Genomic DNA, 14,908 nt, shown 5'->3' with positions numbered 1-14,908 from the left:
TCCGGTTTCGTGGGCTGGACGGGCGTTTCCCAAGGGTACCTTCCACCCGGTGTTCCACAGAAGTTCAGCCGGGAACGTCACACCTGAGGTTTGAGGGGGACCACGGGCAGGAATGCTGCGACGTCGCCTGCCCGATGCCCGGACACGCTCACCTCGTGGGTGTCCACGGCGTGGTCGAACCGGGCGAGTCCGGTCGCCAGGAGCAGCCACGTTCGGGGCGTGGTCTCGATGACGTTCGGCGGTGTTCCCCGGGTATGGCGGACGCCTTCGATGCACTGCACCGCGACGAACGGCGGCACCCGAAGCTCGACGGAGTTGCCCGGCGCGTCCTGCGCCACGGTCCGCGCGGTGGTTCGAACGGCTGCGGCGAGCGCGGGACGCGGCGGAGTCGGCAGCGTGCCGTCGCGCAACCAGTCGGCGACGGCGAGCACCGCGGCCCTGGTCTGCGCCGCGTCGACCTTGTCCCTCGGCCCCATCGTCGTCAACCGACGAACGGCGCCACGGCGCCGCGTTCGATGATCGCGTCGACGACGTCGTCGGACGTGCGTTCCTGTCCGATGACGAGCGTCTTGTTACCGCCGTGATAGTCGCTCGATCCGGTCTGCAACAGACGCAGGTCGGTTGCGATTCCGCCGAGCTCCGCGCGCGCGGCGTCGTCGTGGTCGGGGTGGCGGACTTCGATGCCCTGCAGTCCCCGGTCGGCGAGTTCTTCGAGCACCTCCGCTGTCAACACCCCGGCCGCCGCGCGGGCACGGGGGTGCGCGACGACGGGGACTCCCCCGGCCTCGCTGATCATCGTGATGCCTTCGAGCAGCGTCGTGGAGCGCAGAGCGACGTAGAAGTCGCCGTCGTCGTCGAGCAGTCCGCTGAACGCCTCCCCGACCGTGGAGATCACACCGGCCTCGACGAGCGCACGAGCGATGTGCGGTCGTCCGATGTTGCTCGGGCCGGCGATCTCACGAACCCGAGCGAGGTCGATCGTGTAGTCGGCGGCGATCAGCTTCTCGACGATCCTCTCGCCACGAAGTCGTCGGTCGTCCTTCATCCGCTGCCATTCCGCGACGATCGCGGGCGATGCCGGATCGAACAGGTACCCGAGCAGGTGGACGGACACCAACGACCTGTCGGCTGCCGGGTGCTTCGTGGAGAACTCCGCTCCGGGCAGGACTCGCATACCTGCGGGCACCGCCGCGGCGACCGGCTCCCACCCCTTGGACGTGTCGTGATCAGTGAGCCCGAGCGTCGTCAGCCCCGCCGCCTGCGCCGCGGCGAACAACTCCTCCGGAGTGTCGGTGCCGTCGGAGAAGTGAGTGTGCACGTGCAGGTCCGCGGTCATCATTCCTCGAATGCTATTCCACAGCGCGACGACACCGACCTGTCGTTCGGTGTCACCTGGTGACACCGAACGACAGGTTAGGGCGAACGGCCGCGTCGGCGTCCCCGTTTCCGGCACCATGACGTCATGGGTGCGGAAGTCGACCATCAGAAGTTCAGCGGCGCCGATCGGGTGCGGTTCCGGTCGCAGGTGTCGAAGGGCACCGACGCGATCGCGCGGATGCTGGCCGACGGCCTGTTCACCGACCACGGTCGGCCCCCGGAACCGCTTCTCGGTATGGAGGTGGAGCTGAATCTGATCGACGAGAACGCGGAGCCGTCGATGGCGAACGCCCGTGTTCTCGAGGCGATCGCCGACCCCGACTTCCAGACCGAGCTGGGTCAGTTCAACATCGAGATCAACGTGTCGCCTCGACCTTTTGTCGGCGGCGACACGGTGAGCCTGGAGCAGATGTTGCGCACGTCGTTGAACCGCGCTGAGGCACGTGCCGCGTCGACGGGCAATCACCTGCTGATGATCGGCATGCTGCCGACACTGCGGCACGAGCATTTCGCCGGGCAGTGGATCTCGACGAATCCTCGCTACAGCCTGCTCAACGAGCAGATCTTCGCCGCTCGCGGCGAGGACCTCGAACTCGACATCACCGGCGTCCCGCTGTCGGAGCCGTTCAACGCCGAGAGGCTGTTGACGACGACCGACTCGATCCTGCCGGAGGCGGCGTGCACGTCACTGCAGTTGCACCTGCGGGTGGCCCCGGAGGACTTCGCTGCTCACTGGAACGCAGCGCAGGCCATCGCGGGGATCCAGGTGGCTTTGGCGGGCAATTCTCCGTTCCTCTCCGGCAAGGCGCTGTGGCACGAGACCCGCATCCCAGTGTTCGAACAGGCCACCGACACCCGACCACTCGAACTCCGCAACCAGGGTGTTCGGCCGCGCGTGTGGTTCGGCGAACGATGGATCAACACGATCTTCGACCTCTTCGAAGAGAACACCCGCTACTTCCCGGCACTGCTGCCGGTGTCGACCGACATCGACCCGATCGACGAACTCGATGCGGGCCGCATCCCCGACCTCGACGAACTGCGGATGCACAACGGAACCGTGTACCGGTGGAACCGGCCGGTGTACGACGTCGTCGACGGGCAAGCGCATCTTCGTGTCGAGAATCGTGTGCTGCCGGCCGGCCCTACGGTCGTCGACATCATGGCCAACTCCGCGTTCTATTACGGTCTGGTGCGCGGGCTCGTCGAGTCGGACCGTCCCCTCTGGTCGCAGATGTCGTTCGACGCGGCGCGCGAGAACCTCGCCGCCGGAGCCCAGTGGGGCCTCGACTCCCAGTTGTACTGGCCCAACATCGGGTGGGTGAGCCCCGACGAGTTGACGCTGCGCCGCCTCCTCCCGCTCGCCGAAAAGGGCCTGACGTCGTTCGGGGTGTCGGAGAAGGCCAAGCGCCGCTATCTCGGCGTCATCGAGGGTCGGTGCGTCACAAAACAGACGGGCTCGGTGTGGCAGCGTCGCGCCGTGCTCGCTCGCGAGGAGGCGGGCGAGACGCGCCGACAAGCACTCCACGGCATGCTGCTCGACTACAAGACCTTGATGCACGAAGGCGAGCCGGTGCACAACTGGCCACTGTAGAACGGGTTGTCATCCGGCCGGAGGAGCGCAGGCCGTACGATAGCCGCCATGACCAGCCCGTACCCGCCGAATCCGTGGGAGAAGAACAACGGCTTCCAGCAGCCGACTCCGCAGGCGCCTCCGCTGGTGGCCATCGGCGACATCTCGTGCACTCAGACGCACATCGTCACGCCGAGCGGGACCGCGCCGATCGCCGGCGCGAGTTGGCACGTGACCGACATGTCGCACACATCGGAGGAGATTCCGACGTGGGCGATCGTCTGTGCAGTCGTCGGCGCGTTCGTGGTCTGCCTGTTCAGCCTCTTCTTCCTACTCGCGAAAGAACGCCGGACGACTGGTTTCGTCCAGGTGACGGTGACCAGCGGCGGATTCATGCACACGACGTCAGTCCCGGTCTTCGACCCGTCGAACGTCATGGACGTCTACAACCGGGTCGCGTACGCCCGCAACCTCAGCGGCGTCCAGTACTGATCGACGCCACCCGGCCTGGTCAATTGGAGTTCGCGGCTGCTATCGCGATGACGAGGACGATGATCAGGACAACCACGGCGAACCCGATCGCCATGCTGATCCACGCCCAGCGCGCGTACTTCTCTGATTCGAGTGCGGCATGGCGCGCGGCGTCGTACTGGCCCATGCCCCACAAGCTCGTCACCGAGCTGGACTTGGTCATCCCGATGATGCCGAAGATCAGCGGGGCGAGCCCGATGAGTGTCGTGTAGCAGCCGACGACCAGGAGACCCCCGAACACCGTGGCGAGAATCGCCGACGTCTGCGCGGTGCGTGGCATCGGCTGGCCGAAACCCATCGGCTGATACTGCTGCACGAACTGGGGTTGAACGTACTGTGGCTGAGCGAATTGAGGTTGGGGAACGCCGTACTGCGGCTGCGGCTGGCCGTACTGAGGCGGGGCAGCGCTCTCCGGTTGGGCGAACGGGTCGGGTGCCGGAGTGTAAGGCGGGGCCACCGGCGGCACCTCGTTGAACATGGTCTGCGCGTATGCCTCGGGGTCAGCCGACTCGTTCTTCTCCAGCGACAGCTTGCCGACTTGGGTCTCGTCATATGCGGCCCAGCCGTCGTCCGGCTGCTTCTCAGCGTCTTTGTCCAGCGGGTCGTTCGGTTCAGTCATGTGCGTTCATACTTTCAGGTCAGAGAAGGGCGCAAACGGAAGATTTCGGATGACGAACCAGACGGCCGTCACCGCCAGTGCAATCCACGGCGTGTATCGCAGATGCTGCCAGCTGCGCAGTTTTCGGCCACGCCAGAGACCGACGACATGCATCACGAAGGCCACGACGATCAACACCATCGCGATCACTCCGAGCGCGTTGTAGTGCAGTGCGGCCGGAATGTCGCCGTGCAGCAGGCTGTAAAGCGCTCTCGTCGATCCACATCCGGGGCAGTTGACATGCAGAAGGGCATTCGTCGGACACGGAGGCAGAAACCCACCGGGTGTCGTCGGATCGCCGATCATCACCAGCGCCGAGACCCCTGCGGCCACTCCCACCCCGAGGACGGGCGTGAGCACTCGATGATTGGCGATCGCCGACATTCGACGGTGAAGCGGGGACCGTCGACTCTCGTTGGGCATGACACTCAAAGCGACGTGCCCGAGCGTCTTCCGGTCTCGAACAGGACAAGGAAGAACACGACGTACACGACGATCACAACGACGTAGATCACCGCGGTTGCGACGGCGCTCCAGATCGCGAACTTCTTCGCATCGTCAGAGGCCCGTTGAGCGCCCGCGTAGTCGCCCATGGCCCACAACTTGCCGACCGATGTCGACTTGACGATCGAGACCACCCCGAGCGGCAGGCAGCAGAGCACGGTCGACAGGATCGCCCACACGAGATAGTCGTCGGGCTGCGCGGCACGAGGAGGCCCCACCGGGTAACCCGGCTGCGCGAATCCGGGTTGGACGTAGCCCTGCCCTGGACCCGGAACGTATCCCTGCTGGGCGTATCCCTGCTGCGGCGCACCGAACTGCCCCTGCCCGAACTGCGGGTCGGGAACCTTCGACTCACTCGAATCGGGCGAGCCCTCACCAAGGGGCGTGTTCGTTTTGTCAGGCTCGACGCCGTCGGGATCAGTCATCACCGTTCGATATTCCCCTCAGTTCTGATGTTCACACTCTAGTTCAGTTAGCTGAATATTTGCCACCCGCCGTTCGGGCGACGTCACTTGGAACCGACGACCAGGCCCCGTCCCGTCACGAGCGGCAGATCCAACGCCGTGACCAGTCCCGGACGGGCGGCGACGACAGCCGGCACGGCGTTCACAAGTCGCTGCGCGGTCACAATCATGCCCGACACGTTGTGGTCGCCGTCGCGGCCGTGGTGAGTCATCTCGACATTCATGTGGGGTTCGCCGGAGATGACGATGCGGTAGCAGCCGTCCCCTTCGGCCGGGCGTGGCCACCCTGGACACTGGTCGCGGTGTGTGCGGGTGTAATGCTCGAGCACAATCCGGTCGACGCCGTCGACCTGCCCGACCACCTCGAAGTGCAGCGCGGCCATCGTGCCCGCTGGAATCTGCACCGACACGGTGTCGACGTCGGCCGACGCCGCGACCTTGTCATGCCGCTCGACAAGCGGCTCGTCGAGCGTCACACCGAGCCCCGCCGCGATCTGACGGACAACGCTGCCCCACGCCAATGACAGGACACCCGGCATCAAGAGCATCGGGGTGTGGTCGAGAGGCTTTCCGAAGCCGAACAACTCAGCCATGACAACGGGTTGGAAATACGTGGAGTAGTCGGCGATCTCCATGCAGCGGACTTCGTCGATCTCCTGCGACAGGCTTGTCATCGACAGTGGAAGCACATCGTTCGCGAATCCCGGGTCGATGCCGTTGACGTGAATACTCGCGCCGCCCGTCTGCGCAGCATTCTCGACGGACTCGATCATCGACTCGGGCAGCACACCGTACGGGAACTGCAGGATCACCGGCCCAGACGACACGACGTTGATTCCGGCCGCGACAAAAGACGTGAGGTCGGCGATCGCCTCGGCCACTCGATCGTCGGTCATGGCCGTGTGAACGATCGCATCCGGCCTGAGCGCGAGGAGGGCGTCCTTGTCGTTGGTCGCGACGACGCCGAGGTCTCGATCCAGTCCGGCGAGACGCCCCGCGTCCTGCCCCACCTTCACCGGATCCGACACCCACACGCCGACGAGTTCGAGGTCGGGGTGCGCGTCGATTCCCGTGATCGCATGTCGGCCAACAGTTCCGGTGGACCATTCCACAACTCGCAATGTCATGAGCCCCACGCTATGGCCAGGCTGTCGATCCTGGGACCGTTTTGGTCCACCGCGGCCGAGAACGGCGACGGCCGCCGAGAACGGCGACGGCCGCCGAGAGTCACAGTCATGTGCCCCTCGGCGGCCGTCGAATCAAAGAGCCTCTAGCCGCTGATGATCACCAGATCATTGGCGGCCTTGTCGTGCCATCCCTGCATGCGGCCCGAGTTGTCGAACAGCGGAGAGAGGTACACGACGATCGCGCCGACGTAGCACGCGATCGCACCTGCGAACGGAATGATCTGTCGAACAAAAGCACGACCGAGACCGATCGGCTGACCCGACAACTGGTCGACGACCTTGATGTGCATCGCCATCTTGCCGAGCGTCGCACCCTTGATTCCGATCATCAACCACTCGTAGAGCAGTCCGAAGGCCATCGCCAGCAGCATGACGACGAAGAATCCCATGACTCCGGCACCGCCGCCGTCACACGTTGTGGTCCCGAACGAGTTGGTGCTGCACTCGATGGGATCGGCAACGATCGACGCCGCGCCGACCCCGAACATGATTCCGTAAATCACGCCGTAGATGACACCGTCGATGAGGCGAGCGAGAAAGCGCTTGCCGATGTCCGCGACCTGCACGCGCCCCAGTCCAACGATGTCGACATAGCCGGTGTTGGCCTGAGGAGTGAATCCTGCCGGAACCGTGCCCGGGGAGACCGACCCGTCTGGCTGGCGGTTCCACTCGCCTCCTTGCTGGCCTGCGAAGCCCGCATTCTCCTGGCCGAAAGCGCCGTACGGCTGCTGCCCGTACGCAGGCTGACCGGGCTGACCGTACGCCGGCGGCACCGGCTGACCGTATGCGGGCGGCTGCTGGCCGTAGTCGGGAGACGCGGGAGGTGTCTGCGGCTGCTTCTCGAAATTGGGAGTCTGACCGAACTGCGTCGCACCGTACGGGTCAGGCTGAGCGTTCGGGTCTCCAGGATTTCCCGGCGGATTCGTCATTTGGTGTGTCCTTAGCAATTCGGGTCGAGGCGAAGTGATGATACCTGTACCCAGCGCTCGTTTGTGACGTCCACTCGAAGACAGCGGCAACAGTCATTCGGTCGAGCGACACGAATGGCGAACCAGTCTTCGCGAATCACGGTGCAATCCCATACGGGCGCCCACGGCGCACACGACAAAACCGCGCCGGGGAGTCTCCCCGGCGCGGCCAAGTCAGTGCGCAATGCCGCCTCGTCAGCGATTCTCATCGAAGCGAGCACCTTCCGGCTTGCTGTCCATGCACAGGAAGACGATCAGAGCGATTCCGCCGACAACAGGGACGAAACCGATGAGGTACATCCAGCCGCTGTAGCCGGCGTCATGGAGTCGACGCACCGCCACGGCGATGGTGGGAACGAGCACACCAAGGCTCCACACGAGCAGGAGAAGTGCAACGATGCCGCCGAGGGCATCGCCAACAGTGCCCCCGATGCCGACGATTCCAATGAGAACGAGGATGTACAGAACAGCGACGACGGCGAAGTTCGCCAGCACCCACCACCAGTACTCGCCACGGCTCGCTCGCCCGTCGAATCGTGCGTACTTCTGGAAGACGCGACGGGCAGCGTCCGCGAAGCCGATTCCATACCAAGGAAGGTTGAGAGTTCCGGGGTCACCGGACTGCGGGACACCTGCCGCGCCGTACGGGTTCTGACCGTATTGCGGCTGCGGCGCGTATCCGCCCGGCTGCTGACCGAACTCGGGCTGCGGCGGCTGCCCGTATGCAGGCGGCTGCTGGCCGTACTGCGGCTGGCCCTGCGGCGCGCCGTACGCCGGAGGCGGAGTCTGCGGCTGACCCTTGTCGAAGTTCGGAGTCTGGCCGAACTGGGTCTGGCCGAACGGATCCGGCTGCGCGTTCGGATCGCCGGGGTTCTGAGGCGGGTAAGTCATGGTCGTCCTGTTCGGTTCGGATCATGGAGACGCGTTCTCGTCTGAGCACGGCCGGGCCAGGGTGACGATACCTGCACTTCCGCCACACTTCATCCGGTCAGGGGACCCTGCGGACGCCGATCGAAGCGTGCGCCCAGTCACGATTGTGGCCGACAGATGTCAGCGGCGGGCGCGGACTTTGCGCAGGATCATGTCGCCCATCGGGATGCCCATGCTGTACACGACGCCTTTGTATCCATACGAGGTCTTGCGGTACTCGACTCGGGAGTACCACAGCGACACAGGGTCCTTCGCATACGAAGCGGTCATTCCGCGCTTGGTTGGAGTCAACCGCATGATCGTGAGATTCCGCGGGCCGACACCGTAGTAGTCCTGGTAGTAGGTATTGCCGATGATCCTGGCGTGCGCCAGCGGCGTCGGAATAGCGCCGAACTCAACGAACTGGGCCGTGTACCGCCCAGTTTCGATCCGAGCTTCAGCGATACCAGCTCCCGCAGGCAGACCGAGGCAGAGCGCGGCAGCAGCGAGTAGAACAACAATCATCTTCTTCATGTGCGGAACATTAGCAATAAACCGGACAGATGCCGAGCATGCCGCTCGCACCTACTTCTCCGGCCCGTCGTGGCCGCGGAGTTCGTTCAAGGCGTTGCGAATCCGCTGAGTGTCGGCGGCGGTCCAGCCGTCGGGATTTGTCACCGCGACCCATCCGTCGAGGATCTGTGTGCCGTAATTGTGTCCGTGGCCGTCCGGAACGCCCGCCGCGTTGCCGAGATCGGCGCTGACCTGCCAGAACGTGACGATCGGATACCACCGCATCGCGGAGGCGTCATCGGCCGTCCGTTCGGCGAGCCAGTCCGGTTCGGAGAACAGCAGATCCGTGGACCACCAGACGACGGGGTCGGACGGATGCTGGATGTACAGGACCCGCGGCGACAACCACTCTCGTGGATTCCGTGTGATGCCTTCGGCGTCGTTCGCGAACCGAACCACCAGGCCGTCCGCGTACGTCGGTTCCGTCTCCGGCGTGCCGGGATCGCGCCTGTCGGTGAGACTGCGCCACAGCGGATTCGAGTTCGGCGGGCCCACCCACAGAACGCCGTCGACGGTGTCCCGGATCTCGGCGAGGCCGTCGAACGCCCCCTCGCCCGCCTGCGTTCCCAAGCTCTCGCCGTAGACGAACAGCTTCGGGCGATGCTCGGCGGGTTTGGTGAGCCACCGATCGTGGACGGCCGTCACCAACGCTCGTCCGGCATCGGCGGCGGCCTGTCGATCGGCGACGAACGACAGCCAACTCGGCAGATACGAATACTGCGCGGCGACGAGTGCCGAGTCGCCGTCCGCGACGAGTTCCATCGTCTGCGCGGCCGTCGGATTGACCCATCCTGTGCCCGTCGTCGGGATGACGACGAGAGTCTTCCGATCGAATGCGCCGGTGCGTTCGAGTTCGTCGACGATCACCCTCATCCGCGCATCGGTGTCGTCAGCGGTCTCCAAGCCTGCGTAGACCCGGATCGGCTCCTTCGCCGGGCGGCCTGTCAATCGACTCAACTCGGACGCTCGGACTCCGCCTGAGACGAAGTTCCGGCCCTCGAAGCCGAGCGACTCCCACGACGCCTTCGACGCCGGGCTCCCCGACTTCTCCGGAAGGGTCGGTCGAACCGCACCGTCGCGAGTGGTGTCGTTCTGTGCACTGAACGCCCAGTTCAACGCAGCATAGCCCACGCGGACGCCGATGCCCGCGACGAACAGATAGGTGACGAGTGCAACGACGACCACGCCGACGGCGACGGCTGCACGTCGCGGAAAGCGCCACCGCCTGATCAGCAGCCCGGCGACCCACCTGCTCTCGTCACGTAGGCCGCGGGCGGTCGCCAGAATCACCAGGCCGATGACTGCGCTCAACACGATCGTCCTGGAGTAACCGAGGACGGTGGGCGGGACAGTGCCCATGTAGTCGGCGATCTGGCTCTGCCACCGCACCGCTGCGACCAGCATGAGCACCGTGCCAACGGCACAGATCGTGTAGATCCCCAAACGGATCCTCGTCTGCACGAGCGTCGACGGCGGCCAGAACGCCAGTCTCGGAGCCAGCCAGCGTCGCGCCGCTGCAGCGACGACGATCCCGATTCCGTGGCCGATCGCAGCACTGATCCCGCCGATGAGACCTTGGAACATCCAGTCACGCGGCAGGAGGGACGGCGTCAGCGACATCCACAAGAACAGCGTCGCCCCCACGAGTCCCGCTGTCGGGACCCGCAGGAGCGAGCCGATGGAATCGGCTGCGCGACGAGCAGGCGAAGGAAGCGCGCGAAGATCGAGGAGGCTCAGCCGAAGAGCTCCGGCAGTGTGCCTTCGTGTGCTTCCCGCAGTTCGGTGAGCTTCACGGAGAACTGGTCCTGGACCTCGAGCTCGTCGCTGCCCTGGTCTACGACGCCGATGCGAGTCCACGGCATCTGACGCGCCGTCAGCATGCCCGTGAACCGGGTCTCCTCCGACCGTGGAACGGCGACGAGCACACGTCCGGTCGACTCCGAGAAGAGCCACACGAACGGGTCCGCGCCTTCCGGCAGCAGGATCCGGCAGCCCGTCTCACCGGCGAGAGCAGCCTCGGCGACCGCCTGGATCAGGCCGCCTTCAGAGAGGTCGTGCGCCGCCGACACGAGACCGTCACGCGACGCGGCGATCAGGATGTCGCTGAGCAGGCGCTCACGCTGGAGGTCGACCTTCGGCGGAACGCCACCGAGGTGATCGTGCTCCACCTGCGACCAGATCGAACCGTCGAACTCGTCGAGGGTGTCGCCCATCAGGATCAGCGTCTCGCCCGGCTCGGTGCCGATACCGTTCGGGATACGGCGACGGACGTCGTCGATCACACCGAGCACTGCCACCACCGGAGTCGGCAGGATCGCGGTCGAGCCGGTCTGGTTGTAGAAGCTGACGTTGCCGCCGGTCACCGGGATGCCCAATTCGGCACAGCCGTCGGCGAGGCCGCGGACGGCCTGGCTGAACTGCCACATCACGGCGGGGTCCTCCGGCGAACCGAAGTTGAGGCAGTTGCTCACCGCACTCGGCTTGGCGCCCGACACCGCGACGTTGCGGAACGCTTCGGCGAGAGCGAGCTGCGCGCCGTTGTACGGGTCGAGGTACGTGTAGCGCCCCGACGCGTCGGTCGAGATCGCGACGCCGCGCCCGGTCTCCGCGTCGATGCGGACCATGCCGGAGTCGGCGTGCTCGGCAAGGACGGTGTTGCCGCGGACGTAACGGTCGTACTGCTCGGTGATGAACTTGCGGCTGCACAGCGCGGGGCTGGCGACCATCTTCAGGAACGTCTCGCGCAGTTCGTCGCCGGTCTCGGGGCGCTTCAGGCCGGCGGTGGTCGACGCGATGACGTCGTCCTGCCAGTCGGGGCGCTCGACGGGACGGTTGTACACCGGGCCGTCGTGGGCGACGGTGCGCGGCGGGACGTCGACGACGGTCTCGCCGTGCCAGGTGATCTGGAGGTGCTCACCGTCGGTGACCTCGCCGATCACGGTGGCGAGCGCGTCCCACTTGCGGCACACCTCCATGAACTTGTCGACGTTCTCCGGCGTGACGACTGCGCACATGCGCTCCTGCGACTCGCTCGAGAGCACCTCGGCCGGCGTCATGCCGACGGCACGCATCGGGACCTTCTCGAGGTCGATGTGCATGCCACCGTCGCCCGCTGCGGCGAGCTCGCTCGTGGCGCACGACAGTCCGGCGCCGCCGAGGTCCTGGATGCCGACGACGAGCCCTTCGCGGTACAGGTCGAGGCAGCACTCGATGAGGACCTTCTCGGTGAACGGGTCGCCGACCTGGACACTCGGCAGCTTCTTGCGGTTCGGGCCGTTCTCTTCGGAATCGTCGAACGTCTCCGACGCGAGGACCGACACGCCGCCGATGCCGTCGAGGCCGGTGCGGGCGCCGAACAGGATGATCTTGTTGCCCGCACCCGACGCGAAGGCGAGGTGCAGGTCTTCGGCGCGGAGGACGCCGGCGCACAGTGCGTTGACCAGCGGGTTGCCCTGGTAGCTTGCGTCGAAGACGGTCTCGCCGCCGATGTTCGGCAGGCCGAGCGAGTTGCCGTAACCGCCGACGCCGCGGACCACGCCGTCGACCACACGACGGGTGTCCGGATGATCGGCCGCACCGAAACGCAACTGGTCCATCACCGCGATCGGGCGGGCGCCCATCGCCATGATGTCGCGGACGATGCCGCCGACGCCGGTGGCCGCGCCCTGATACGGCTCCACGTAGCTCGGGTGATTGTGCGACTCGACCTTGAACGTCACCGCCCAGCCGTCGCCCACGTCGACGACGCCCGCGTTCTCGCCGATGCCCGCGAGCATGCTCGACCGCATCTCGTCGGTGGTGGTCTCACCGAAGTAGCGCAGGTGCACCTTCGACGACTTGTAACTGCAGTGCTCGGACCACATCACCGAGTACATCGCGAGTTCCGCGTCCGTGGGGCGACGGCCCAGGATCTCGCGGATACGCGCGTACTCGTCGTCCTTCAAACCGAGCTCGGCGTACGGCTGCGGTGTGTCGGGGGTCTCGGCGGCGTGGGAAACGGTATCTACCTGGGCGCTCACAGCAGACATTCTATGTCAGCGGGCGAGTGCTCCGGTCCATCACCCAATACGGCTCGATCGACTGCATCGGGGAGGCGTCGCCACTAGTGTCGTATCAGACAGTCGATTCGGGGGGATCACGATGAATGTCGGTACTGCGCGCGACTATTTCACAGCGGGCCTCGGAGCTCTCGGCGTGCTCGTCGCCGAGACACCACCCGACCGAGATCGGGCGCTGGCCGCGTTCACACTCGCCACCGACGTCGACCCGACGATGGGCGACGCCTGGCTCGGGCGCGCGGCAGCGGGTGACCGGTCGGGAGCATGTGTGCTCGGCCTGTACCGCTCGCGGACACGGATCGGCGCAGACCAGCGGCGTATCGGCCTGCCTGCCGGACACCTCGTCGGACATCTGCCGACCGGCATGTTCATCGACCTTCCGGTGTCGACGGCGTCGGACGCCGCAGTCGTCTACGCGGCGTCGTTGCTCGCCGGAGGCGACCCGGACGGCGCAGCCGACGTCCTCGACGCCGACGCCGACGGACCGTCGACGCAGTACTGCCGAGCGCTGATCGCGTTGACCCGCCAGCAGTGGCGGGACGTCCTCGAAGCCTTGTCGGAGACGACGTCGTCGGACGAGTATCTGCGCGCGGCCTGCGACTTCCTCGCCGGAACGGCGTGCGCCCATCTCGGGTTGTTCGACGAAGGCCTGCGCCGCCTGGAGTCGGTGCGCAACTCCGTCCTGGTCAACGCCCGTGCGCAGTCGCTGTTCATGATGGGCATGACCCTGCGGACGAAAGGCGATGAGGACTCCGCACTGCCATGCTTCCAAGAGGCGTACGCCGTCGACCCGACGCTCGCCGAGGCGGCCCGCGCAATCGCCGATCCCCGGTACCGACTGGCCGTCGAGGGCACGACGACGACGCCTTCCGCGTCGCACACCTCACCGGACGACGCCGCGGCGCTCGCCGTCATCGACGAACTCGACGCGCAGATCGGTTTGGCGGCGGTGAAGGATCAGGTGGACCGACTCCGGTCGGCGGCTCGCCTGGCACAGGTCCGATCGGAGAAGGGACTGCGCACGCAGTCACGGAGCCTGCATCTGGCATTCACCGGTCCACCCGGAACCGGCAAGACGACCGTCGCGCGCCTTGTGGGCCGATTGTTCCGGGCGCTCGGCGTCCTCGACTCCGACGCCGTCGTCGAAGTCAGTCGGAAAGACCTCGTCGGCACTCATCTCGGTTCGACGGCGCCCAAGACGTCCGCGGTCATCGACTCTGCAGTCGGTGGCGTCCTGCTGATCGACGAGGCGTACACGTTGATTCAAGAAGGACTGTCCGGCGGCGACGCCTTCGGCCGTGAGGCCGTCGACACGCTCCTCGCTCGGATGGAGAACGACCGCGACCGGCTGGTGGTGATCATCGCCGGGTACGACGACGAGATCAATCGCCTTCTCGCCGCCAACGAGGGCCTCGCGTCGCGTTTCTCCCGCCGCCTCCGATTCGACTCGTACACACCGGCCGAGTTGGTGCGGATCGCCGAGTCGATCGCGCAGTCGCGCGACTCACGCCTCGACCCCGGAGCGGTCCGCGTCCTCGAGGAGTCGTTCGACGCACTCTGCTCCTCGAACATCGGATCACGTCCGGCGATCGACGTCGCAGGCAACGGCAGGCACGCCCGCAACCTGATCGAGGCCGCCGAGGAAGAACGCGAACACCGACTCGCTGCGTCGGACGATCTCGACTCGTTGACGGCCGTCGACCTCATGACCCTCACCGCATCCGACGTTCGAGCCGCCCTCGCACGTGTCGCTGTCGGTTAACCAGGTCCGTTACAGTCAGAAAATGACATATGACGCAAACAGCGAGGCTCAGCGACTTCGGGCCAAGGCGAAGACGTTGACGGTCTGGATCTGGATCATCGGCGCGGTCGGCGTCTTCTTCGCAGCGTCGCGGCTCAGCATGGCCGCCCGAAGCGCCGAGAATCCGGCGTCGGGAGGCACCGCCTACCTGACCGGTTATCTGATCGCCGCAGCACTCTTCGTGATCATCCCCGTCGTCGCGGCAACCCTTGTCTATCGCCGCCGCTCGCGTCTTCTCGCCCATGCTCGCGAACTGGACGGCATGCCGTAGCTCGGACGTATCCCACCGTTGCCCGGTGTCGCGC

At 65.9% G+C, this 14,908-nt stretch carries 14 protein-coding genes and 1 pseudogene; 4 read left to right on the top strand and 11 right to left on the bottom strand.

The window, feature by feature from the left end:
• Positions 1-77: 77 nt before the first annotated feature.
• Entirely contained in the window at positions 78-476 is a 399-nt protein-coding gene (locus GM1_RS10595) for a sterol carrier family protein (RefSeq protein ID WP_008378665.1), read from the bottom strand.
• Positions 477-481: 5 nt separating this feature from the next.
• Positions 482-1,339 (bottom strand): PHP domain-containing protein, encoded by an 858-nt coding sequence (locus tag GM1_RS10590; protein ID WP_223291316.1) that lies wholly within the window; start codon positions 1,337-1,339, stop codon positions 482-484.
• A gap of 123 nt (positions 1,340-1,462) precedes the next feature.
• Here GM1_RS10590 and GM1_RS10585 point away from each other — a divergent pair, with 123 nt between their 5' ends.
• Positions 1,463-2,971, top strand: a complete 1,509-nt coding sequence (locus GM1_RS10585) for a glutamate-cysteine ligase family protein (protein ID WP_008378660.1) — start codon at positions 1,463-1,465, stop codon at positions 2,969-2,971.
• Between the two features lie 48 nt (positions 2,972-3,019).
• Positions 3,020-3,442: a hypothetical protein gene (locus tag GM1_RS10580; protein ID WP_008378659.1), complete on the top strand. Its 423-nt coding sequence runs from the start codon at positions 3,020-3,022 to the stop codon at positions 3,440-3,442.
• Between the two features lie 19 nt (positions 3,443-3,461).
• Here the strand turns inward: GM1_RS10580 and GM1_RS22750 are convergent, their stop codons facing one another.
• The 9 genes and pseudogenes from GM1_RS22750 to purL form a co-directional block, all read right to left on the bottom strand.
• The gene (locus GM1_RS22750) at positions 3,462-4,100 is read right to left on the bottom strand and encodes a CD225/dispanin family protein (RefSeq protein ID WP_008378657.1); all 639 of its coding nucleotides are present in this window, start codon (positions 4,098-4,100) and stop codon (positions 3,462-3,464) included.
• Positions 4,101-4,106: 6 nt separating this feature from the next.
• The gene (locus GM1_RS10570; protein ID WP_244874763.1) at positions 4,107-4,562 is read right to left on the bottom strand and encodes a DUF2752 domain-containing protein; all 456 of its coding nucleotides are present in this window, start codon (positions 4,560-4,562) and stop codon (positions 4,107-4,109) included.
• A 5-nt stretch (positions 4,563-4,567) separates the two neighbouring features.
• Positions 4,568-4,837, bottom strand: a pseudogene (locus tag GM1_RS23265) (CD225/dispanin family protein); the annotation flags it as partial.
• A 314-nt stretch (positions 4,838-5,151) separates the two neighbouring features.
• Complete coding sequence (locus GM1_RS10560) at positions 5,152-6,234, bottom strand: NAD(P)H-dependent amine dehydrogenase family protein (protein ID WP_040519842.1); 1,083 nt, start codon at positions 6,232-6,234, stop codon at positions 5,152-5,154.
• 143 nt (positions 6,235-6,377) lie between these two features.
• Positions 6,378-7,223 carry an RDD family protein gene (locus tag GM1_RS10555; protein ID WP_008378651.1) on the bottom strand — a complete coding sequence of 282 codons (846 nt, stop codon included), beginning with the start codon at positions 7,221-7,223 and terminating at the stop codon, positions 6,378-6,380.
• A gap of 234 nt (positions 7,224-7,457) precedes the next feature.
• On the bottom strand, positions 7,458-8,153 hold the full coding sequence (locus GM1_RS23135) for a DUF805 domain-containing protein (protein ID WP_008378648.1): 696 nt from the start codon (positions 8,151-8,153) through the stop codon (positions 7,458-7,460).
• A 159-nt stretch (positions 8,154-8,312) separates the two neighbouring features.
• The gene (locus GM1_RS10545; RefSeq protein ID WP_040519840.1) at positions 8,313-8,705 is read right to left on the bottom strand and encodes a hypothetical protein; all 393 of its coding nucleotides are present in this window, start codon (positions 8,703-8,705) and stop codon (positions 8,313-8,315) included.
• A gap of 51 nt (positions 8,706-8,756) precedes the next feature.
• Positions 8,757-10,364 (bottom strand): alpha/beta hydrolase, encoded by a 1,608-nt coding sequence (locus GM1_RS10540; RefSeq protein WP_085950666.1) that lies wholly within the window; start codon positions 10,362-10,364, stop codon positions 8,757-8,759.
• A gap of 113 nt (positions 10,365-10,477) precedes the next feature.
• On the bottom strand, positions 10,478-12,763 hold the full coding sequence (gene purL / locus GM1_RS10535) for a phosphoribosylformylglycinamidine synthase subunit PurL (RefSeq protein ID WP_008378643.1): 2,286 nt from the start codon (positions 12,761-12,763) through the stop codon (positions 10,478-10,480).
• A gap of 121 nt (positions 12,764-12,884) precedes the next feature.
• Here purL and eccA point away from each other — a divergent pair, with 121 nt between their 5' ends.
• Entirely contained in the window at positions 12,885-14,564 is a 1,680-nt protein-coding gene (gene eccA, locus GM1_RS10530) for a type VII secretion AAA-ATPase EccA (protein ID WP_008378641.1), read from the top strand.
• Between the two features lie 22 nt (positions 14,565-14,586).
• Positions 14,587-14,874 carry a hypothetical protein gene (locus GM1_RS10525; protein ID WP_040519837.1) on the top strand — a complete coding sequence of 96 codons (288 nt, stop codon included), beginning with the start codon at positions 14,587-14,589 and terminating at the stop codon, positions 14,872-14,874.
• Positions 14,875-14,908 lie beyond the last annotated feature (34 nt).

Origin of the sequence: Gordonia malaquae NBRC 108250 (assembly GCF_000344135.1) — a bacterium.
Taxonomy (GTDB): Bacteria; Actinomycetota; Actinomycetes; order Mycobacteriales; family Mycobacteriaceae; genus Gordonia; species Gordonia malaquae.
The sequence above is the reverse complement of the archived record's forward strand: the minus strand, read 5'-3'. Positions and strand labels throughout refer to the sequence as shown.